Source organism: Neisseria sp. P0014.S009, assembly GCF_051958155.1.
GTDB classification, from domain to species: domain Bacteria; phylum Pseudomonadota; class Gammaproteobacteria; order Burkholderiales; family Neisseriaceae; genus Neisseria; species Neisseria flavescens_C.
This window is the reverse complement of the sequence record NZ_JBQCVS010000006.1, coordinates 23,561-43,529: the sequence shown is the minus strand read 5'-3', so window position 1 is coordinate 43,529 and position 19,969 is coordinate 23,561. Positions and strand designations below refer to the sequence as shown.

Below are 19,969 nucleotides of genomic sequence, written 5' to 3'. Positions count from 1 at the left end.
AAGACTATGCAAAATATGAAAAACCAAGTACGCGGATCAGGCACGGATGTCCGATCCAACCCAGCCAATGTTTCAGACGGCCTGCAAAACAGTTCGGGCCATATCGGTGCCAACACGCGCTACCGCCTGACCAAGCTCGGCGAACAAATGGCGCGCCTGCCCATCGACCCGAAAATCGCGCGCATTTTGCTGGCGGCGAAGAAGCACGACTGCATGGCGGAAATATTGGTAATCGCGTCCGCGCTGTCGATTCAAGACCCGCGCGAGCGGCCGTTGGAAGCGCGCGATGCCGCGGCCAAGGCGCACGAGCGTTTTACCGACAAACAATCTGACTTCCTTGCCTACCTGAACATTTGGGACAGCTTCCAGCGCGAGCGCGATAAAGGTTTGTCCAACAAGCAGCTGGTGCAATGGTGCCGCCAATATTTCCTGTCGCACCTGCGTATGCGCGAATGGCGCGAGCTGCACCACCAGCTTGCCCAAACCGCGATTGAAATGGGTTTGACCACCAAAGAAGCTGCGTTTAGACAACCTCCTTCCCAAGAACAATTAAGGCCGTCTGAAAGCCAAGGCGACCAAGATTTGGCGGCCAAACTCAAACAAAAACAACTGGATAAAAAGCAACGCCGCGCCCAAATCCGCGCCGCCAAAGAAGCCGGCTACGAACAAATCCACCGCGCCCTGCTGACCGGCCTTATCGCCAACGTCGGCATAAAATCGTCCGACGGCAACGACTACACCGGCGCGCGCGGCAGCCGCTTCCACCTTTTCCCCGCCTCAGCCCTGTTCAAAGCCAAACCCAAATGGGTGATGGCGGCAGAATTGGTTGAGACAACGCGCCTTTACGCGCGCGATGTCGCCGTTATCCAGCCCGAATGGGTCGAGCAGGAAGCGCCGCACCTTGTCCGCTACCACTATTTCGAGCCGCACTGGGAGCAAAAACGCGGCGAAGTCGTCGCCAGCGAACGCGTGACGCTTTACGGCCTGACCGTATTGCCGCGCCGCCCCGTGTCTTACGGCAAAGTTGCGCCCGAAGAAGCGCGCGAAATCTTTATCCGCGGCGCATTGGTGGCGCAGGAAAGCAATCTTCAGACGGCCTTTTTTGTCCACAATAAAAAGCTGATTAAAGAAATTACCGAACTCGAACACAAATCGCGCAAGCAAGACGTATTGGTCGATGACGAAGCTCTGTTTGCGTTTTATAACGAACGCCTGCCCGAGCTGGTGTGGAAAGATGCGAAAGGCGGCGTTTGGGGAAGCGAAGAGGGCGGACAAACCCAGTCGGACAAGACAGTCGGACAAAACGGACAAGCAAACCAGCGCAACGCAGGGCGTGTGGTGCAAACCGCGCACGCAGATTCCAAAGATGAGAACAACCGTGAGCGTGAACTGAGTGTACACAACCGACAAAATGTTTCAGACGACCCCAAACCCCAAAAGCAGCCCGTATCCCAAAAAGGCCGTCTGAAACCTTTGCCCCTTGCCGATATCCGCACCTTTGAAGCCTGGCTCAAAACCGCCGAACGCGACAATCCGCGCCTGCTGTTCCTCAGTCGTGACGATCTGATGCAACACGCCGCCGCGCACATTACCGAAGAGCAATTCCCCAAATTCTGGCAAACCGCAGACGGCAAGTTCAAACTTTCCTACCGCTTCGAGCCGCACCATCCGCTCGACGGCGTGACCATGACCGTGCCGCTGACCGTCCTCAACCGCCTGCACGCGCCGTCGCTTGAATGGCTGGTGCCCGGTATGTTGCGTGAAAAAATCCAGCTGCTGATTAAAGCACTGCCGAAGCAAATCCGCCGCATTTGCGTGCCCGTCCCTGATTTCATCACCAAATTTCTCGAAAGCAATCCTGACCGCCAAGCAGCCATCATTCCCCAGTTGGCGCACTTTATTGCCAAAAGTGCCGGCGATATGCGGATTCTCGAGCAAATCGACCAAGACGCATGGGCGGCGCAAGAATTGCCCGAACACTGCTATCTGAATCTGCGCATTATCGACGACGGCGGACAAGAGCTTGCCGGCGGCCGCAAACTACACGAATTGCAACAACAACTCGGCCAAGCCGCCGCCGTTACCTTCCGCGACAACACCCAAGAATTCGAGCGTGACAACGTTACCGCATGGGACATCGGCACCCTGCCCGAATCCATCAAGTTCGCCCGCGGCAAACAACAGCTCACCGGCTACCTCGGCCTGCAAAAAGAAAAAGACGGCCGCATCGCCCTGCGCCTGTTTGACACCACAGAAGCCGCCGAACAGGCACACCGTCAAGGCGTAATCGAATTGATGAAACTGCAATTAAAAGAGCAGGTAAAAGATTTGAACAAAGGCATCCAAGGCTTCACCCAAGCCGCCATGCTGCTCAAACACATCAACGCCGACACCCTGCGCGACGACCTCACACAGGCCGTCTGCGACCGCGCCTTTATCGGCGAAGACGAGCTGCCGCGCAACGAAAAAGCCTTCAAAGAACAAATCAAACGCGCCCGCAGCCGCCTGCCCGCCGTCAAAGAAGCCCTCAGCCGCTACTTACAGGAAACCGCTGCCGCCTACGCCGAACTGAACGGCAAACTCGGCAAACACCCGCTCACCCACCTCATACGCCAACGCCTGCAAACCCTGCTTGCACCCGGCTTCGCCAGCCATACCCCATGGGCACAATGGCCGCGCCTCCCCATCTACCTCAAAGCCATGACCCTGCGCCTTGAAAAATACAGCGGCAACCCCGCCCGCGACGCAGCCCGCGAAGCCGATATTCAAGAGCTGGAACAAATGTGGCAGGAAAAAACCGACGGCTTAGTAAAACAAGGACTACCCGTTTCAGACGACCTTGCCGCGTTTAAATGGATGATTGAAGAATTGAGAGTGTCGCTGTTTGCACAGGAATTGAAGACACCGTATCCGGTGTCGGTGAAGAGGTTGATGAAGGAGTGGGAGGGGTTAAGATAACCATAGACACCGTTTGAAACTTTACAAACGGTGTCCATTTTTAAGAATTTCTAAATGTTGAATACAAATTAGGAAATTTTTTTTCTGAAATTTCAGGACGTAGACGGCAACAGTTTCTTAATTCTTTTCTAAAGTCTTTTAATTCAGACAATACAGAACATAATTCTCTAGACCAAAGTTTTGATAAATTGAATCCTTGACTCTCCAGCTTTTCGAGCAATCTTTTTTCCTCAATGAAATGTTTTTTTAATTGCTGCTCACCTGAAGCTTTGTTAAACATTTCCTGCAAATCTTTGCGCTTTGTGTTTAAACAAAAGAGCATTTCATGTTCAAAATTTTGTGTTTGTGGAAGTAAAAAAATATTATTCTTTCCTACATGCCCTTTAATTACATGAAAATTTTTAATGAAATTTTCATGACAAACTGTCTGATCAGTGTCGCATATAATAATCACTTTTGTATTATTTTGAGGAATTTGTCGAATTATTGTACCTATTTTCTTATGAGATAAACTCCATAAATTGACCTTTTTAATTTGCCCAACAAACAAACTATTAACAAGTTTTTCTTCCGTTTCTCCTTCAACTAAAAAAATATACTGCATTATTAATCTTCCCACATCAATTTATCTAAGTTAGAAGTATCAGGCAATGTATTAAAATAGTTATTTTTAACATAATTTATTAAGCTTCTGTCATTTTTGCTGAAACTATTTTCTGGCTGAACAATAGAAGTGTAGTTACCCTCTTTCCTCATGAATAAAAAGGAATGTGAAGGAAAGCCCATATCTAATACATCATAATTATGAGTTGTATAAAAGAACTGCGCAGTAGGACTCAATTTCTCAATAATTAAATTTAATATATGTTGCTCCAGATAGGAATGGCTATATGCCATTTGCTCATCAAGAAAATGGGTGCAACTATTTTTAGCCTTGCCCTCTGCAATAATGCGACCAATAAAATTGGTTAATTTAATTGCATCATAAGTACCTTTGGAGAATCTATTTGCAGATTCTTGAGAGCCCGCAATTTCACCTGATGCATTGATCAAAACAGAATCATCATTATGGAATTTTATAATATAACCTGTAATATCTTTATTCCTTGATTTAGCTGATTTTTTGGTTTCAGATTGTGGAATAACGGCATCTACTGATTTTATGGATGAATCGAAACTATTTAGAATTCTAAAGACCAAATCTTGGGATGCATGATGCGTTGAATTTGCTTTATCTTCACTTTTATTTTCTGAGAACATAAACATCCAACCTAAATCATCAATCTCGATTTCGGAAAAATCATCAAATGCTTGAGAAACTCCAGAAATATCACTATCGATATATTTGCCATTTGGATTCTTCTGCTTTTCTTTGATTGTTTGTAATCGTTTCCTTACATTAGTACAGCTATCTTTCATGCCAATTGGAGTCGTTATATATTTTAATTTGCGAATCGCCATGCCACTATCTACAAACTCTAATTCTAATTGATGCATTTCATTGGTAGATGGGGTCACGAACTCTATTAAGATAGTTGCAGGACGTGTTCTATCACAAATAGCGTTAAGATATTTGATGATATTCTTCCTTTTTATAAAATTTTCTAATCCACAAATTATTTTACCTAGTGAAGTTTTACCGCTAGCATTTGTACCTGAAATAATACAGACTCGTTTAAAATTAAAATTAGGTCGCTTAGGTAAAAACTCATTCGGAATGCTGGATTTTGGATTTTTCCGTTTATAGCTTAGATCTATTTCAATATTTGAGAAGCCATATAGATTATCAATATTAAGTCGAGTAATAATCATGATATATTTTCCGAAAAATGGATTTTATTCACTTTACCCCAAGTCCTCATAACATGCAAGCAAACAGTAACAAACCGTTTCAAATACTCTATCTGTGTGTACCTTTAGCAAGCTGTAGCCTACATCAAACCGCGTGCGTGCCTTTGGGCACACACCCTACCTATGAATCATAAAGAGTTTGAAATTTATGCGTAGGGTGTGTGCGGTACGCACGCACGCGATCTTTTTAAAAAAGTTCTTTCCCATCAAACCAAAGGCCGTCTGAAAGTACTTTCTACCTTTCAGACGGCCTTTTTATATTCATATTTCTGTTTATTTTTCCAACCGTGCAATCAGTTCATCGGCCAAGTCCAAATAAGCCTGTGTGCCTTTGGCATGGGCGTCGTAGGCGAGGGCGGGGAGGCCGTGGCTGGGGGCTTCGGCGAGGCGGATGTTGCGGGGGATGACGGTGTCGAAGAGCAGGTTGCCGAAGTGTTGTTTGAGCTGTTCGCTGACTTCGACGACGAGGCGGCTGCGGCTGTCGTACATGGTGCGGACGATGCCGGTTACGTCGAGGTCGGGGTTGATGGCTTGGCGGATTTTGCGGACGGTGGCTACTAAGTCGGAAATGCCTTCGAGGGCGTAGTATTCGCAAAGCATGGGGACGATAACACCGTTGGCGGCGACAAGGCCGTTGAGGGTGAGCAGGGTCAGGGATGGGGGGCAGTCGATGAGGACGTAGTCGTAGTTGTCGGCAACGAGCTGCAGGGCGTTTTTGAGGCGGATTTCGCGTGCGATTTCTTGGACGAGTTCGACTTCTGCGCCGGCCAGTGTGCGGTTGGCGCCCAATACGTCGTAGCCGCCTTCTTTGCTGCGGACGACGGTGTTGGGGATGTCGGTTTCGCCGAGGACAACTTGGTAAACGCCGTTTTCGATGGTGGCTTTGTTGATGCCGCTGCCTGTGGTGGCGTTGCCTTGGGGGTCGAGGTCGACGACGAGGACGCGGCGGCCTTTTGAGGCTAGGGAGGCGGCTAGGTTGACGGTGGTGGTGGTTTTGCCGACTCCGCCTTTTTGGTTGGCGACGGCGAGGATTTGTGCGCTCATGTGCTTTGCTGTCGTGTTAAGTGTGGATGGCTGGATTGTACCGTTATTCGGTATGCTTGGGTTATTTTCAGACGGCCTTTTTGCGGATGATGACGATATGGCGTTCGGCATTGAGTTGGGGGACGTGCAATGCTTCGACTTTTTCGACGGCGACGCTTTCGGGCAGTTTGTCGATTTCTTCTTGCGGATATACGCCTTTCATGGCCGCCCAGTAGCCGCTGTCTTTGATGAGGTGCTCTGTCCAGTTGACGAAGTCGGCGAGTTCGGCAAAGGCGCGGCTGGTGATGACGTCGGCTCGGCAGTCGGCGGCGACTTCTACGCGGCCGCTGATGACGCGGACGTTTTTAAGGCCGAGTTCGATGACGGCTTGCTGCAGAAAGGCGGTTTTTTTGGTGTTGGCATCGAGGAGGGTGATGTCGAGGTCGGGGCGGCAGATGGCGGTGGGTATGCCGGGCTGTCCGCCGCCGGAGCCGACGTCGAGCATGGTTTGGGCGTGTTCGATGTAGGGCAAGAGGGTCAGGCTGTCGAGCAGATGATGGCTGACGGTTTGGGCGGGATCGCGCAGGGCGGTCAGGTTGTAGGTTTTGTTCCACTTTTGCAGCAGGGCGGCATAGTCTAGCAGTTTGGCTTGTTTGGCTTCGTCGATGTCCAAACCCAGTGCCTGTATGCCGTCGCGGAGCTGTTGCGCCTGATTCATTTGTTATTCCTTATTGGTTAAAACGCGTTGGATGTAATGGTAACGGAAAGCATGCCGTCTGAAAATGTTTGTGCCTGTTGAATCAACGTTTCATCTTGTGAAAGACGATGGGCTGCTCCGGAGCGCGCGTGAGCTGTTTGGGCAGGGTCAGCATGGCGATAATCCACACGGAGAGGGTGTAGTAGAACACGCCTTGTCCGCGCATACCGGCCAATGCGGCATTGCCTAAGATGGCTTCAAAAATCAAGCCTGCCGCCGCCGAGGCACACGCTGCTACACCGGCAAGGAAGATGGCGTAACGCGAATACCGGCGCATCATTTTTTTATACGCCAGCTTGGTCAGTCCACCGGCAATTGGCAGGTTGAGGAAGGCAAACATGCCGCAGACAAACCATGTAACGGAATCCTGCCAGCCGCTTTGCCATGCCCACGAGCCGTCTTTGACCGTGACCAGCAGGCCTTGGCCGTCTGAAAAGGCGATTTGCACGATATTGTGCAATATCATCGCCAGCGGCAGGGTGAGGAACATCAGTGCGACCAATAGGGGGCGGTAGGGCTTTTCTTGAGTCAGGTACATGGCGGCTTGCCTTGTTGTGGGATAAGTCGAAATGATAGCAGATTGGCGGTTGATTCACGTTTGTTAGCGCTGAAATTGCTGACAAAAACGGTCAATTAAAAAAGAAATGAAAAATTCTTTTTTCTTGGCAAACGTTGGCAGATAAAGGTTAAGAAAACGTTTTCAGACGGCATAATCTCTTATTTTTATATGAACCGAACAGAAAATCTTTGCATTTCTCCGTAAAATCTACTAAATTCTCAATAACATATTATAAAGACCTGAAATCTGGAACCCAAACCGAAACTGCCTTCCGCCATTTACGCTCGGAAACTCAGCAGGCAAAAAAGTTTCACACACAACAAAAATACAAAATAATTCCTATGAAATCAGTTGTTTATAATGATAGATAACCACAAGGCAAACCATGCCTGACTTTAGTAGGAGTAAAACCATGGCTGAAGCAACCGATGTCGTATTAGTAGGCGGCGGCATTATGAGCGCCACTTTGGGCGTATTGCTCAAAGAACTCGAACCATCTTGGGAAATCACCCTGATCGAACGCTTGGAAGATGTAGCGTTGGAATCATCAAATGCATGGAACAATGCCGGTACGGGACACTCTGCGCTGTGTGAATTGAACTATGCGCCCCTGACTGCCGACGGCACGATCGATCCGACCCGCGCCCTCAATATTGCCGAACAATTCCATATCAGCCGCCAATTTTGGGCGACTTTGGTCGAAGAAGGCAAACTGACCGACCGCACTTTCATCAATTCCGTCCCCCATATGTCGCTGGTGATGAACGCCGACCATTGCAGTTATCTGCAAAAACGTTTCGACGTGTTCAAAAACCAAAAACTCTTTGAAAAAATGGAGTTTTCTACCGACCGCTCCAAAATTGCCGAATGGGCGCCGCTGGTTGTCAACGGCCGTGATGAAAACCAATCCATCGCCGCCAACTACTCCGCCGAAGGCACAGACGTCGATTTCGGCAGCCTGACCCGCCAGATGGTCAAATACTTGAGCGACAAAGGCGTAAAAATCAAATTCAACCGTCATGTCGACGACCTCAACCGCGAATCGGACGGCGCATGGGTGCTGAAAACCAGCAGCACCAAAGACGATGACGACCCGTTGACACTCCGCACCCGTTTCGTCTTCCTCGGCGCAGGCGGCGGCGCACTGACCCTGCTGCAAAAATCCGGTATCCCCGAAGGCAAAGGCTACGGCGGCTTTCCGGTTTCCGGCCTCTTCTTCCGCAACAGCAATCCCGAAACGGCCGCGCAACACAACGCCAAAGTGTACGGCCAAGCCTCCGTCGGCGCACCCCCAATGTCCGTTCCGCATTTGGATACCCGCAACGTGGACGGTCAACGCCATTTGATGTTCGGCCCGTATGCAGGCTTCCGCCCCAACTTCCTCAAACAAGGCTCGCTCATGGATTTGCCGATGTCCATCCACATGGACAACCTTTATCCTATGCTCCGCGCCGGTTGGGCTAATATGCCGCTGACCAAATACCTCTTGGGCGAATTGCGCAAAACCAAAGAAGAACGCTTCACTTCGCTCTTAGAGTATTATCCGGAAGCCAATCCTGACGATTGGGAACTGATTACCGCCGGTCAACGCGTACAAATCATCAAAAAAGACCCGAAAAAAGGCGGTGTACTCCAATTCGGTACCGAAATCGTCGCCCATGCCGACGGCTCGCTGGCCGCATTGCTGGGCGCGTCTCCCGGTGCATCGACAGCAGTTCCGCTGATGATCAGACTTGTTCACCAATGCTTCCCCGATCATGCCGAATCATGGTCAGGCCGTCTGAAAGAATTGGTGCCCGGTTACGGCATCAAGCTGAACGACAATCCGTCTTTGGCAGACGAAATCATCAGCCACAACGCGACCGTTTTGGGCATCCACCACTAATTGAAGCAAGCACAAAGGCGGGCATTCTTGCCCGCCTTTTTTCAAACCATTAAAATAACGGCATTCAGGCCGTCTGAAACCTAATCGGCAACGGCATGTTGCACGATTCAAACCCGAAAATCAGCTCAGTAGAAAAACGCCATGACCGATATTCTCAACAAAATCCTTGCCACCAAAGCAGAAGAAGTGGCCGCCCAAAAAGCCGCCGTTTCCTTGGAAGACATCAAAGCCCAAGCGCAGGCAGCCGCGCCGGTTCGCAGCTTTATCGGCTCGATCCGTGCAAAACACGCGCAGAATCTGCCTGCCATTATTGCCGAAGTCAAAAAAGCCAGCCCGAGCAAAGGCCTGATCCGCCCTGATTTTCATCCTGCCGAAATCGCCGCCGCCTATGAAAAAGCCGGCGCGGCCTGCTTGTCCGTGTTGACGGACGAACCTTACTTCCAAGGCTCGCCCGAATATTTGAAACAGGCGCGTGCGGCTGTGGCGTTGCCGGTCTTGCGTAAAGATTTCATCATCGACGAATACCAAATCTATCAGGCGCGCGCGTGGGGTGCGGATGCAATTCTCCTGATTGCCGCCGCACTGGAAGCCGGGCAGCTTGAGCGTTTTGAAGCCGTTGCCCACGAATTGGGCATGACCGTATTGTTGGAATTGCATGATGCGTCCGAGCTGGAAAAATGCCGCAACATGACCACGCCGTTGTGGGGCGTCAACAACCGCAACCTGCGTACGTTTGAAGTAAGCCTGCAACAAACCCTCGACCTCTTGCCCGAATTAAACGGCAAAACCGTTGTCACCGAAAGCGGCATCCGCAACAAAGAAGACGTCGATTTCATGCGCGGCCACGGCGTGCATACTTTCCTGATCGGCGAAACCTTTATGCGTGCCGACGACATCGAAGCCGAAGTTAAAAAACTGTTCTAAACCCTAAAAAACATCAGGCCGTCTGAATTTTCAGACGGCCTGAATCCATTGGAGACGAGAAAAAATGTTTACCGTACAGCGCATTTACGCCTATCAACCCGATTCTAAACAAACCGCCGTCTTTATTGACCGCCTCTATCCGCGCGGCGTCCATAAAGAAGTTTTCGCCACTACGCTTTGGCTGAAAGACATTACACCCAGCGCAAACCTGCGCCGCTGGTATCATGAAAATCCGGCTCAAAATTTTGACGGTTTTGTCAGCCGTTATCACGAAGAGCTGCAAGGCGATGCCGAGCAGGCCGCCATCAAGCGGCTGCTGGATTTGGAAAAACAGCATGGCAATATCTTGTTGCTGACCGCCGTCAAAGACCCCCGACATTCCCACGTCTCCGCACTGGCTCAATTTTTGGGCACAACGTTTGAATATCGCGATTAAAAAACAGTATTTGCACCGGATACAAAAAGGCCGTCTGAAAACAAGGTTTCAGACGGCCTGCTATTTTCAAATCAAGAAGGATAACGGTGTGCCACCAATTTTCCGTCTATGTATTCGCCGATATAGACTTGCGAGGCTTCAAGGTGGAGGCGGTCGAGTTCTTGTTGCAGCCACTCTTCGTCACGCTTAATGATTTCGAGGATGTCGGGGTCGACTTGGCCGTCTGTAATCAGCGGATAGCGCAGGCTTTCGTCGCCGTACTTAATGACGGCGAGCTGGCCGTTTTGTTCCATCACGGCGCGTTTGACGGCAGAGATTTCGTAGATGCCGGCGGCGCGGAGTTTGAACATGAGGTCGTGTGCGCTGATGCCGTTTTTCATACATTCATCGGTTTGGATTTTGCCGTTGACGATAACCCAGACGGATTTGCCGTCAATTACGGATTTGACCCAGCGGTTGTGGTTTTTGATGAATTTCAGGCTCAAGACCAACAGCGTCCACAAAATCAGCACGAGGAAAAATTGCAACAGGCCGACGCTGTCGCTGTAAATCACGCCGCCGATGATGCCGCCGAGTACATAGTTTTGCACTTGGTCCATGGCGGAGGTCGGCGCGAGGTTACCTTTACCTAAGAGGTTGATTTGCAAAATCAAACCTAAAATACCCATCAGTAGTTTGAGGGCGAGCAGGGAGTATGCTTCCATGTGTGTATCCTGTTATTCTTTATCGATGAGTTCGATATTGTTGTTGACCAAATTGATGGGCGTCAGCGTGTAGGCGGAGAAGTCTTGATTGAAATGTACTTCGTAGTATTGGTTTTTGATGCCGATAATCATGCCGTTGAACAGGCGCGTGCTGTTGACGATGATATCTTGTTTTTCAACTTTTTGGTTTTCAATCAAGGCATTGAGAAAACCCACCATGCGCGAAGTATCGGCGGCAAAGTTTTGACGCTCGCTGTATGAAAGATATTGCGTGCCGCAGATGAGGATAAGCAACAGCAGCGCAATAATGCTCAGGTCGCGGTATTTGGTGTCCATGCGGTGGCGCAGGTATTGCGATACGGCGAGCAAGAGGATGACGAGGGCGGCGAAAATCAGGACGTATTTCAAGTAGTCGTTGAAATACATATGATTTTCAAGATAAAAGTGGGAAAAGAATTTCATGATATTCGTTAGCTTTAAGGAGGGTAATAAGGCCGTCTGAAACTTACAGTTCAGACGGCCTTGTCTATGAAACAAGGATGTTGCGTTAAGTTTTCAAAATAAGGTGTTTTTAAAGCGGTATCAGTTGATAAATCCGTCGTCTTTCATTTTCTTTTCGGCAAAATACTGGCTGATGACCAGTAAGCTGGCCAGAATGATAATGAAAAGACCTGCCATGGTCAGGGTGATTTTGAGAAACAAATCGGCATCGACGAAGGAAAACCAAAGTTGCAAAATCAAGAGCAACACCCAGCCGACGAACAATCCGAGACAGGCATAGACGCCGAGTTTAAACACGTTCTTTTTCCAAAATGACGACGTAGGCTTCACGCACGAAAAACAGCAGCATGCGGCGCTGGTCTTTTTCCATGGTAACGACCTTCCAGCCTTGCGAAGCGTGGCTGTTGAGGAAATCGCTGAATTTGACCGGATTGATTTTGGCGCTGCCGAAAACCAAACTGGACAGCAGGTTCTCTTGATAAATGACGGCTTTATATTCTTTCATTTTATTCCTTGAAAATAAGGGGGCTTTAAAGCCCCCTTATTCTACTCCTTATTATTCAATTGCGGTAATACGGAGCCTTCGCCCAAGGACAACAAACCGCTTTGCGAGTAAATACCCAGTTTGGCGCGGGTGTCGGTGATGTCGAGGTTGCGCATGGTCAGTTGGCCGATGCGGTCGAGCGGTGTGAACGCTGCGTCTTCGACTTTTTCCATGCTTAGACGTTCCGGTTGGTAGGTCAGGTTGGGCGATTCGGTGTTCAGAATCGAGTAGTCGTTGCCGCGGCGCAGCTCGAGGGTAACTTCGCCGGTAATGGCTTTGGCAACCCAGCGTTGGGCGGTTTCGCGCAACATGAGGGCTTGGCTGTCAAACCAGCGGCCTTGGTAGAGCAGGCGGCCGAGGCGCAGACCGTTGATGCGGTATTGTTCGATGGTGTCTTCGTTGTGGATGCCGGTCACCAAACGTTCGTAGGCGATGTGGAACAATGCCATGCCCGGGGCTTCGTAGATGCCGCGCGATTTGGCTTCGATAATGCGGTTTTCGATTTGATCGCTCATGCCCAAGCCGTGGCGGCCGCCGATGCGGTTGGCTTCGAGGAAGAGTTCGACGGGGTCGGCGTATTCTTTGCCGTTCAATGCAACCGGCACGCCCTCTTCAAAGCGTACGCTGACTTCTTCGGGTTTGACTTCGACGCTTTCGTCCCAGAAGGCAACGCCCATGATGGGCTTAACGATTTTGATGCCGCTGTTGAGGAATTCCAAGTCTTTGGCTTCGTGGGTGGCACCCAGCATATTGGAGTCGGTAGAGTAGGCTTTTTCAACCGACATTTTGTAGTTGAAGCCGTTGGCAATCAGAAATTCGCTCATTTCGTGACGGCCGCCGAGTTCGTCGATAAATTGTTGGTCGAGCCAAGGTTTGTAGATTTTCAACGCCGGATTGGTCAATAGGCCGTAGCGGTAGAAACGCTCGATGTCGTTGCCTTTGTAGGTACTGCCGTCGCCCCAGATATTTACATCGTCTTCTTTCATGGCGGAAACGAGCATGGTGCCGGTAACGGCGCGGCCCAGAGGCGTGGTGTTGAAGTAGGCGATGCCACCGGTGGAAACGTGGAACGCGCCGCATTGGATGGCAGCGATGCCTTCGTGTGCCAACTGCGCGCGGCAGTCGATCAGGCGGGCGTTTTCTGCACCGTATTCCATCGCTTTTTTAGGAATGGCGTTGTAATCGTCTTCGTCAGGTTGGCCGAGGTTGGCGGTGTAGGCGTAAGGCAGCGCGCCTTTGAGTTTCATCCACAACAGTGCGGCAGAGGTATCAAGACCGCCGGAGAAGGCGATGCCGACTTTTTGACCGACGGGGAGATTTTGTAAAATGGTATGGTTTTGGCTCATTGGGATTCCTCCAGACTTGAAAAGTTGAAACCATTATCTTATAAATGGAATACATTGTCAGCAATTAGGCCGTCTGAATGTTCGGAGGGCCGTATTAAAGAAACCTCATCATGAACGCTTTTAACCTCATCATCATCGGCGACGAAATCCTGCATGGCAGCCGTCAAGACAAGCATTTCGCCTTTTTCAAATCCTTATTGGAATCGCACGGGCTGAAGCTCAATCAGGTGCAATATCTGCCTGACGAGCCCGATTTGCTGGTCAAACAACTGCGCCGCAGTTTTTCAGACGGCCTGCCGACTTTTGTGACCGGCGGTATCGGTTCTACGCCTGACGACCACACACGCCAAGCCGCAGCGGCCGCTTTGGATTTGCCTGTCGTCCGCCATCCTGAAGCCGCCAAGTTTATCGAAGGCGTGACCCGGAAACGCGGCGAGCCGCTTGATTCGCCGGAACACGCCCAACGCCTGAAGATGGCGGATTTTCCCGAGGGCGCGGAATTGGTGCCCAATCCGTTTAACAACATCGCCGGATTTTCCATCCGCGAGCATTATTTCTTCCCCGGTTTCCCCGTGATGGCGCACCCGATGGCGGAGTGGGTATTGGAAACTTATTACGCCGACCGCTTCAACCAAACCGAACGCGGCAGCCGTAGCGTGTATGTGTTCGACCAACCCGAATCGCGCATTACGCCGATTATGGAACATCTTGAGCGTACCTACGCCGGTGTTCGTTCGTACAGTCTGCCCACCGTGGGCCGTACCGATTCAGACGGCCGTTATACTCCGCCGCATATCGAATTCGGCATCAAAGCGGAAGGCGAGGCCTGCCGCTTGTTGGATGCTGCGTGGGAAGATGCGTTGCAGGGTTTGCAGGCGATTGGCGCGACTTTGAAAGAAACGGTGGAATAATGCACTTATCCCCAGCCCAATCCAGACGCGCACTGACTTTTGTCTCTTTGCTGTTTTTGCCGCCGACCCTCATCATCGGCATTTGGCTGGCGCAATATGGCGGCTTTGCTTTTGAGCCGCCGCTGATGCACGCCGTCCATGCCCACGCAGGAACATGGTTTGACCCGATTGCCACCGTGTTGCACTATCTGGGCAAAACCGCGATTGCCGTGCCGCTGATCGGTGCAGTCGCTGCAGCCCTGTATTTTGCCGATAAGAAGCGCGAAGCACTGTTTTGCGTGTTGGCGGCATTGGTGCCGACTTTGAACATGCTGATTGTGAAGGTTTGGTTTGCCCGCGAACGTCCGCTGCTTTGGCCGCGCCTGATTGAAGAGAGCAATTTTTCCTTCCCCAGCGGCCACAGTACGTTTTCCGCCGCCATTGCCGTCATGCTGATATTGCTTTGCCGCCGCACGCGCTACCGCCGCGCCGCTTGGATAGGCGGTATTTCCTTTGCCCTGTTGACCGGGTTTTCGCGCATTTATTTGGGCGTGCATTATCCCACCGACGTTTGGGCAGGCTGGACCAACGGCACGCTGACTGCCTTGTTGGTGTATATGCTCATCTTCAGGCCGTCTGAAAAATAGAAGAAACGAATTATGAATACACGTTCACCCAACACGCCTTATTGGCTCAGAAACGGCCATGCCGACACTCTATTTGCCAAGTTGCTGCAAGGCAAGGCGCCCGACTACCGCCGCGAGCTTCTGCCCGACAGTACCGGCAAAACCCAAGTTGCCTACGATTTTGTCGACAGTGCCGACCCCGATGCGCCGTTGGTGGTTTTGTTCCACGGACTGGAAGGCAGCAGCGAGAGCCATTACGCGGTCGAGTTGATGAAAGCCGTACAGCAGCGCGGTTGGAACGGCGTGGTTGCCCATTTCCGCAGTTGCGGCGGCATAGAAAACACCGCGCCCGTGTTCTACCACCTAGGCGATACGCCCGAAATCGCCTTTATGCTCAACACGCTGGCACAACGCTATTCAACCATCTATGCCGTCGGCGTTTCTTTGGGGGGCAATGCCCTGGCCAAATATTTGGGCGAGCAGGGCAGCAATGCCGTTCCGCGCTCTTCTGCCGTCGTTTCCGCACCGGTTGATGCGGTAGCGGCAGGTACGCGTTTTGATCAGGGCATGACGCGCTTGATTTACACGCGCTATTTTTTAAATTCGCTGTTGCCGAAAGCCCAGGCGATTCCCCGGTTTCAGGCGGCCTTAAGCCAGCAAAACTGCAAAACGCTTGGCGATTTTGACGACCGCTTTACCGCGCCGTTACACGGTTTTGCCGACCGCCACGATTACTACCGCCGCAATTCTTGCAAACCGTTTCTGAAAGGCGTGGAGACGCCGCTGCTGCTGCTCAATGCCGTCAATGACCCTTTCCTGCCGCCGGAAGCCCTGCCGACCGGGCGGGACGTGTCCTCGGCCGTTACGCTGCTGCAACCGGCATACGGCGGTCATGTCGGCTTCGTTAGCCGCGATCGGGGCCGTCTGAATCTGCAATGGCTGCCGCAAACAGTGTTGGACTATTTCAAACAGTATCAGCCGTAAATGAAAAAGGGCATATATGCGACACGCCCTTAGAGTGTAGAAAGTAAAAAGGCCGTCTGAAAACGAATTTCAGACGGCCTTTTTGAATGGTTTGATTATTTGCCTTTGTTGTCGGCTTTGGCTTCTTTTTTCAGAGAAGCGTACAACTCAGGATCGCGGTTTTTCAGCAGGGACGCAACGGCCAAGTCGTCACGGTTTACTTTAGCCAAATCTACGCGCTCGATGTGTACCAAACGCAGCAATTCGCGTACAGGTTTAGGCATATTGCGGCCGGATTCGTAACGGGAACCACCGGATTGAGTCACACCAATGCGGCTCCAGAAGTCCATTTGGTTCAGGCCGAGTTTTTTACGGATATCGCGGATGTTTTCAATTTTTTCGAACGATTTCATGAATCTTCCTTATTGTGGTATTTGTTGCATGCCTCTAGGCATAAAAATAGGTCTGCAAGAATGCCGGCATCCCTTTCCTGTAGGCTTTTGGGGTGATATGTGGGCGTATTGCAAATGACTGATCTAGATAATTAGACAGTATATTCGAAAGAAGTTTTCCGCTGTCTGCCATAATTTGTGTAAATATTTCTTAATTCATTATTTCGGTAAATTTTCATTATATAAATCATCAAATTATGCGTTTATCTTAAATATGGCGTAAGCAAATTTTTACATAATTAAACAATTCAATTTGGATAAAAACTTAATTTCGAGTTTTTATTCGGTTTCCTAAGTTGAGAATGCGAATAAATTTCAGGCCGTCTGAATCTGTATTTTCAGACGGCCTGAAGGTTTTTTCAAGGTTAAGGCTTACCGCTGGCAGGGCTGATGGTGAGGATTTCGTAGCCGGTTTCGGTAACCAAAACTTCGTGTTCCCATTGGGCGGAGAGGGAGCGGTCTTTGGTGACCACTGTCCAACCGTCGTTCAGGATGCGCAGATGGCGTTTGCCTTGGTTGATCATCGGCTCGATGGTGAAAATCATGCCTGGTTTGAGGACGAGGCCCTCGCCTTTGCGGCCGTAGTGGACCACTTGCGGCGCTTCGTGGAAACCGCGGCCGATGCCGTGTCCGCAGAATTCCTGTACGACGGAGTAGCCGGCATTTTCGGCAACCTGTTGGCAGGCATAGCCGACGTCGCCGAGGGTGGCGCCGGGTTTGACCGCTTCGATACCCGCCATCATGGAGGCGTGGGTCACGTCGATCAGGCGTTGGGCAATCGGGGAGACTTTGCCGACGGTAAACATACGGCTGGAGTCGCCGTGGAAGCCGTCTTTTTTGATGGTCAGGTCGATGTTGACGATGTCGCCTTCTTTCAGTGGCTTGTCATCGGGAATACCGTGGCAGATGACGTGGTTGACGGAAGTGCAGCAGGATTTCGGGTAGGGCGGGTTGCCGTAGTTGAGGGGGGCCGGATAACCGCCTTGAACGTTGACGTGGTAGTCGTAAACGAGTTTGTCGATTTCGTTGGTGGTTACGCCGGGTTTGACGAATTGGCCGATGTAATCGAGGGCTTCGGCGACCAAGCGGCCGAGTTCGCGCATTTTTTCGATTTCTTCGGGGGTTTTGATGATGACTTTGTCCATGAGGTTTCCTTCTTGTTTCAGACGGCATGGAGGCCGTCTGAACGGGACGGGTGTGCCGTCTGTTTAAAACAGGTTGTCGAGATTGTCTTTATTGCGCGGTTTGGCTTGTGGTTTGGCCTCAGGCTCGGCTTTCGGAGTCGGTTTGGACTCGGGGGCTTTGGCTTTTTCCGGTTTGTTTTCTACTGCTTGTGTGGCCGGTTTGCTGTCTGCGGCTTTGTTTGCTACCGGCTGGCTGTCTGCTTGAGGTGTGTTTTGAGCGGCAGGGCTGCTGTTGTCGGATTGTGTTTTTTCTGATTTGTCGGTTTCGGCGCGTTTGTTTTCTGTGCGTTTGCCGCGGTGTGCGGCAGGACGGTCGTTTTTTGCACCTTCTTCGGCGTTGTCGCTTTTTTCGTTCTGTGGGACGACAGGATTGCCGGAGGCGGTTTTTGCGTCGCTGTCTTTGGTAGGCTGAACGGTTTCAGGTTCGACAGTGCCGTTGGGGCGCCAAACTTCAATGCGTGTGTCGGTTTGTTCGGTAGGGCTTTTTTCGGGTACGTCGGTTTTGCCGGAGTTTAGGGTACTGAATACACCGGCGACAAGGGCAGCGACGGCGATAAAGCTGACAAGGAATAAAGCGCGGATTAGGTGTTTGGGCTTAAGTTGGAAAGGGGTTTTATTATTCTTGGACATGATGTGGCAGGTAATTATTGGAGGAATGGCCGTCTGAATGTTCAGACGGCCTGAGTTGCCTGTGAATCAGTTGGCAACGTAGTTTTGATAGAGGGTCACGACTTTTTGTACACCAACGGTCGTGCTGACTTTTTGGGTCACGCGGGCTTGCTCGTCAGGCGTGAGGATGCCCATCACATAGGTTACGTTGCCGTAAGTCACGATTTTGACGCGTGCTTGGGTGGCCGGGCTGAGGCCCAACAGGGTGGCGCGGACTTTGGATGTGCCCCAGGTATCGTTAGTCACATCGCCGAGCGAACGCGCTTGTGAGGCAACGGTGATGTAGTTGTACACGCCTTCTGCGGCTTGTTCGGAACGGGCGATGCGTTCAACAAATTGTTTTTCGCCTTCGGTAGCCACTTGGCCGAGCAGGAGCAGGTGGCGGTTGTAGCCGACAACGTTCAGTTTGGGCTTGTAGCCTTGAACTTGGTTGTTTTGGCGCAGGTAGGAGCGTGCGGTGGTTTCGACGCGCAGGGCCATAACGTTGTCGTCGGTTTGCGCACCGGTGGTGCGGCGGTCGACGGCAGATTTGGTGCCGACGGCTGCACCGCCGATCAGTGCGCCGACGCAGCCACTCAGACTCAGGCTCAAGAGGGTCGCAGTCAGAACGGGGAGGGCGTAGCGTTTGATATTCTTCATATCCTTTTCCTTGGGTATGGACGGTTGGGTGTTCAGACGGCCTTTAAGGGGGTCGTCTGAAAAGAAAGGGTTACATGCCTTCAAGCAGGACGGAGTCGATGCAGTCGCACATGGCGTGAATCAGCAAAATATGGTTTTCCTGAATGCGGGCAGTGCGCGGATAAGGGACGTTGAGCAAAACGTCGGTATCTTTGAGCATGGCGGCGATTTTTCCGCCGTCGCGGCCGGTCATGGCAATGACGTGCATGTCGCGTTCGTGTGCCGCTTTGATGGCTTCGATGACGTTGGCGGAATTGCCGGAGGTGGAGATGCCGACCAATACGTCGCCGGCACGTCCGAGCGCGCGCACTTGTTTGCTGAATACGTGGTCGAAACCGTAGTCGTTGCCGATGGCGGTCAGGGCGGAAGTGTCCGTCGTCAGCGCGACAGCAGCCAATTCCATGCGTTCTTTTTCAAAACGGCCGGTCATTTCGGCGGCGAAGTGCTGCGCGTCGGCAGCCGAACCGCCGTTGCCGCAGGCCAGGATTTTGCCGTCGTTCATCAGGCATTGCAGCATCAGCTCGGCAGCCTGTGCAGTCGGCTCGACTAGTACTTTTTCAGCTTCCTGCTTGGCGCGGATGCTCTCGGCAAAATGTGCGGAAACGCGTTCTTGTAATGTTTTCATGAGGTTAACCTGTAATATTTTGAATCCATTCGGGCGGGCCGTCGCCCTCGATCAGTACCGCGTCTAGGCGGCAGGGCGCATGGTTTAACCCGTGCTTTTGCAGATAATACTCTACACTTCGTTGCAATTTCAATAATTTGGACGGCGAGATGCTGTATGCGGCACCACCGAAACCTCGGTTTTTGCGGTATTTTACTTCAACAAACACAATCGTACCGCCGTTTTTGACGATTAAATCGATTTCGCCGTAGGCACAATGCCAGTTCCGCGCCAACAGCGAGCAGCCTTTGTCCAGCAGGAATGCCAGCGCCGCATCTTCGGCCGCCGCCCCCTGTTTGTGGTTTAAGCGCATGAAAAGTTTACCCGTTATATAATCATTGTTTTTAAAGAGACG

23 protein-coding genes are annotated in these 19,969 nt (G+C 51.2%); 7 read left to right on the top strand and 16 right to left on the bottom strand.

The features are described 5' to 3' along the window. The first annotated feature begins 6 nt into the window (after positions 1-6). Positions 7-2,958: a DUF3418 domain-containing protein gene (locus tag ACTHS4_RS06105; protein WP_440365604.1), complete on the top strand. Its 2,952-nt coding sequence runs from the start codon at positions 7-9 to the stop codon at positions 2,956-2,958. Positions 2,959-2,998: 40 nt separating this feature from the next. On the opposite strand, the gene ACTHS4_RS06100 is transcribed toward ACTHS4_RS06105, so the two are convergent. The 5 genes from ACTHS4_RS06100 to ACTHS4_RS06080 form a co-directional block, all read right to left on the bottom strand. Then, the gene (locus ACTHS4_RS06100; protein WP_070825800.1) at positions 2,999-3,562 is read right to left on the bottom strand and encodes a hypothetical protein; all 564 of its coding nucleotides are present in this window, start codon (positions 3,560-3,562) and stop codon (positions 2,999-3,001) included. 2 nt (positions 3,563-3,564) lie between these two features. Further along, positions 3,565-4,770, bottom strand: a complete 1,206-nt coding sequence (locus ACTHS4_RS06095; RefSeq protein ID WP_070825801.1) for an ATP-binding protein — start codon at positions 4,768-4,770, stop codon at positions 3,565-3,567. Positions 4,771-5,082: 312 nt separating this feature from the next. Further along, positions 5,083-5,853, bottom strand: coding sequence for a ParA family protein (locus tag ACTHS4_RS06090; protein WP_070825802.1), 771 nt, complete (start codon positions 5,851-5,853; stop codon positions 5,083-5,085). A 67-nt stretch (positions 5,854-5,920) separates the two neighbouring features. Then, complete coding sequence (gene rsmG, locus ACTHS4_RS06085; RefSeq protein ID WP_070825803.1) at positions 5,921-6,550, bottom strand: 16S rRNA (guanine(527)-N(7))-methyltransferase RsmG; 630 nt, start codon at positions 6,548-6,550, stop codon at positions 5,921-5,923. Positions 6,551-6,632: 82 nt separating this feature from the next. After that, positions 6,633-7,127, bottom strand: coding sequence for a hypothetical protein (locus ACTHS4_RS06080; protein ID WP_070825804.1), 495 nt, complete (start codon positions 7,125-7,127; stop codon positions 6,633-6,635). A gap of 433 nt (positions 7,128-7,560) precedes the next feature. Between ACTHS4_RS06080 and ACTHS4_RS06075 the strand changes: the two genes are divergently transcribed. From ACTHS4_RS06075 to ACTHS4_RS06065, 3 genes are all read left to right on the top strand, one after another. After that, positions 7,561-9,033: a malate:quinone oxidoreductase gene (locus tag ACTHS4_RS06075; protein ID WP_440365603.1), complete on the top strand. Its 1,473-nt coding sequence runs from the start codon at positions 7,561-7,563 to the stop codon at positions 9,031-9,033. Positions 9,034-9,174: 141 nt separating this feature from the next. After that, the gene (gene trpC, locus ACTHS4_RS06070; RefSeq protein ID WP_440365602.1) at positions 9,175-9,957 is read left to right on the top strand and encodes an indole-3-glycerol phosphate synthase TrpC; all 783 of its coding nucleotides are present in this window, start codon (positions 9,175-9,177) and stop codon (positions 9,955-9,957) included. A 64-nt stretch (positions 9,958-10,021) separates the two neighbouring features. After that, on the top strand, positions 10,022-10,393 hold the full coding sequence (locus ACTHS4_RS06065; protein WP_314273370.1) for a DUF488 domain-containing protein: 372 nt from the start codon (positions 10,022-10,024) through the stop codon (positions 10,391-10,393). A 71-nt stretch (positions 10,394-10,464) separates the two neighbouring features. Here ACTHS4_RS06065 and ACTHS4_RS06060 read toward each other — a convergent pair whose 3' ends face one another. From ACTHS4_RS06060 to argG, 5 genes are all read right to left on the bottom strand, one after another. Continuing rightward, a complete protein-coding gene (locus ACTHS4_RS06060) occupies positions 10,465-11,097 on the bottom strand; it encodes a DUF421 domain-containing protein (protein WP_250581037.1) in 633 nt (210 codons plus the stop codon). 12 nt (positions 11,098-11,109) lie between these two features. Then, positions 11,110-11,559, bottom strand: a complete 450-nt coding sequence (locus ACTHS4_RS06055; RefSeq protein WP_049330865.1) for a DUF3290 domain-containing protein — start codon at positions 11,557-11,559, stop codon at positions 11,110-11,112. Between the two features lie 120 nt (positions 11,560-11,679). Continuing rightward, complete coding sequence (locus ACTHS4_RS06050; RefSeq protein WP_440365601.1) at positions 11,680-11,895, bottom strand: hypothetical protein; 216 nt, start codon at positions 11,893-11,895, stop codon at positions 11,680-11,682. Further along, the gene (locus ACTHS4_RS06045) at positions 11,888-12,103 is read right to left on the bottom strand and encodes a DUF4177 domain-containing protein (protein ID WP_003749376.1); all 216 of its coding nucleotides are present in this window, start codon (positions 12,101-12,103) and stop codon (positions 11,888-11,890) included. Before ACTHS4_RS06045 ends, ACTHS4_RS06050 begins: the two co-directional genes overlap by 8 nt. 41 nt (positions 12,104-12,144) lie before the next feature. After that, positions 12,145-13,488 (bottom strand): argininosuccinate synthase, encoded by a 1,344-nt coding sequence (gene argG, locus ACTHS4_RS06040; RefSeq protein ID WP_440361268.1) that lies wholly within the window; start codon positions 13,486-13,488, stop codon positions 12,145-12,147. 110 nt (positions 13,489-13,598) lie between these two features. On the opposite strand from argG, the gene ACTHS4_RS06035 reads away from it, so the two are divergent. From ACTHS4_RS06035 to ACTHS4_RS06025, 3 genes are read left to right on the top strand one after another with little or no spacing between them, the layout of a single operon-like run. Next, positions 13,599-14,399 carry a competence/damage-inducible protein A gene (locus tag ACTHS4_RS06035; protein ID WP_070588212.1) on the top strand — a complete coding sequence of 267 codons (801 nt, stop codon included), beginning with the start codon at positions 13,599-13,601 and terminating at the stop codon, positions 14,397-14,399. Beyond that, complete coding sequence (locus ACTHS4_RS06030; RefSeq protein ID WP_070588213.1) at positions 14,399-15,025, top strand: phosphatase PAP2 family protein; 627 nt, start codon at positions 14,399-14,401, stop codon at positions 15,023-15,025. Before ACTHS4_RS06035 ends, ACTHS4_RS06030 begins: the two co-directional genes overlap by 1 nt. Before the next feature lie 12 nt (positions 15,026-15,037). Beyond that, positions 15,038-15,988 carry a YheT family hydrolase gene (locus tag ACTHS4_RS06025; RefSeq protein WP_070588215.1) on the top strand — a complete coding sequence of 317 codons (951 nt, stop codon included), beginning with the start codon at positions 15,038-15,040 and terminating at the stop codon, positions 15,986-15,988. 95 nt (positions 15,989-16,083) lie between these two features. On the opposite strand, the gene ACTHS4_RS06020 is transcribed toward ACTHS4_RS06025, so the two are convergent. The 6 genes from ACTHS4_RS06020 to ACTHS4_RS05995 form a co-directional block, all read right to left on the bottom strand. After that, entirely contained in the window at positions 16,084-16,380 is a 297-nt protein-coding gene (locus ACTHS4_RS06020; RefSeq protein WP_003680641.1) for a helix-turn-helix domain-containing protein, read from the bottom strand. Between the two features lie 404 nt (positions 16,381-16,784). Beyond that, positions 16,785-17,585 (bottom strand): type I methionyl aminopeptidase, encoded by an 801-nt coding sequence (gene map, locus ACTHS4_RS06015; protein ID WP_223168821.1) that lies wholly within the window; start codon positions 17,583-17,585, stop codon positions 16,785-16,787. 42 nt (positions 17,586-17,627) lie between these two features. Beyond that, entirely contained in the window at positions 17,628-18,233 is a 606-nt protein-coding gene (locus tag ACTHS4_RS06010; RefSeq protein WP_440365600.1) for a hypothetical protein, read from the bottom strand. A gap of 66 nt (positions 18,234-18,299) precedes the next feature. After that, entirely contained in the window at positions 18,300-18,911 is a 612-nt protein-coding gene (locus tag ACTHS4_RS06005) for a BON domain-containing protein (RefSeq protein WP_039862284.1), read from the bottom strand. Positions 18,912-18,981: 70 nt separating this feature from the next. Beyond that, the gene (locus ACTHS4_RS06000; protein ID WP_440365599.1) at positions 18,982-19,575 is read right to left on the bottom strand and encodes a phosphoheptose isomerase; all 594 of its coding nucleotides are present in this window, start codon (positions 19,573-19,575) and stop codon (positions 18,982-18,984) included. 4 nt (positions 19,576-19,579) lie between these two features. Beyond that, a complete protein-coding gene (locus ACTHS4_RS05995; RefSeq protein WP_070712220.1) occupies positions 19,580-19,927 on the bottom strand; it encodes a YraN family protein in 348 nt (115 codons plus the stop codon). Positions 19,928-19,969 lie beyond the last annotated feature (42 nt).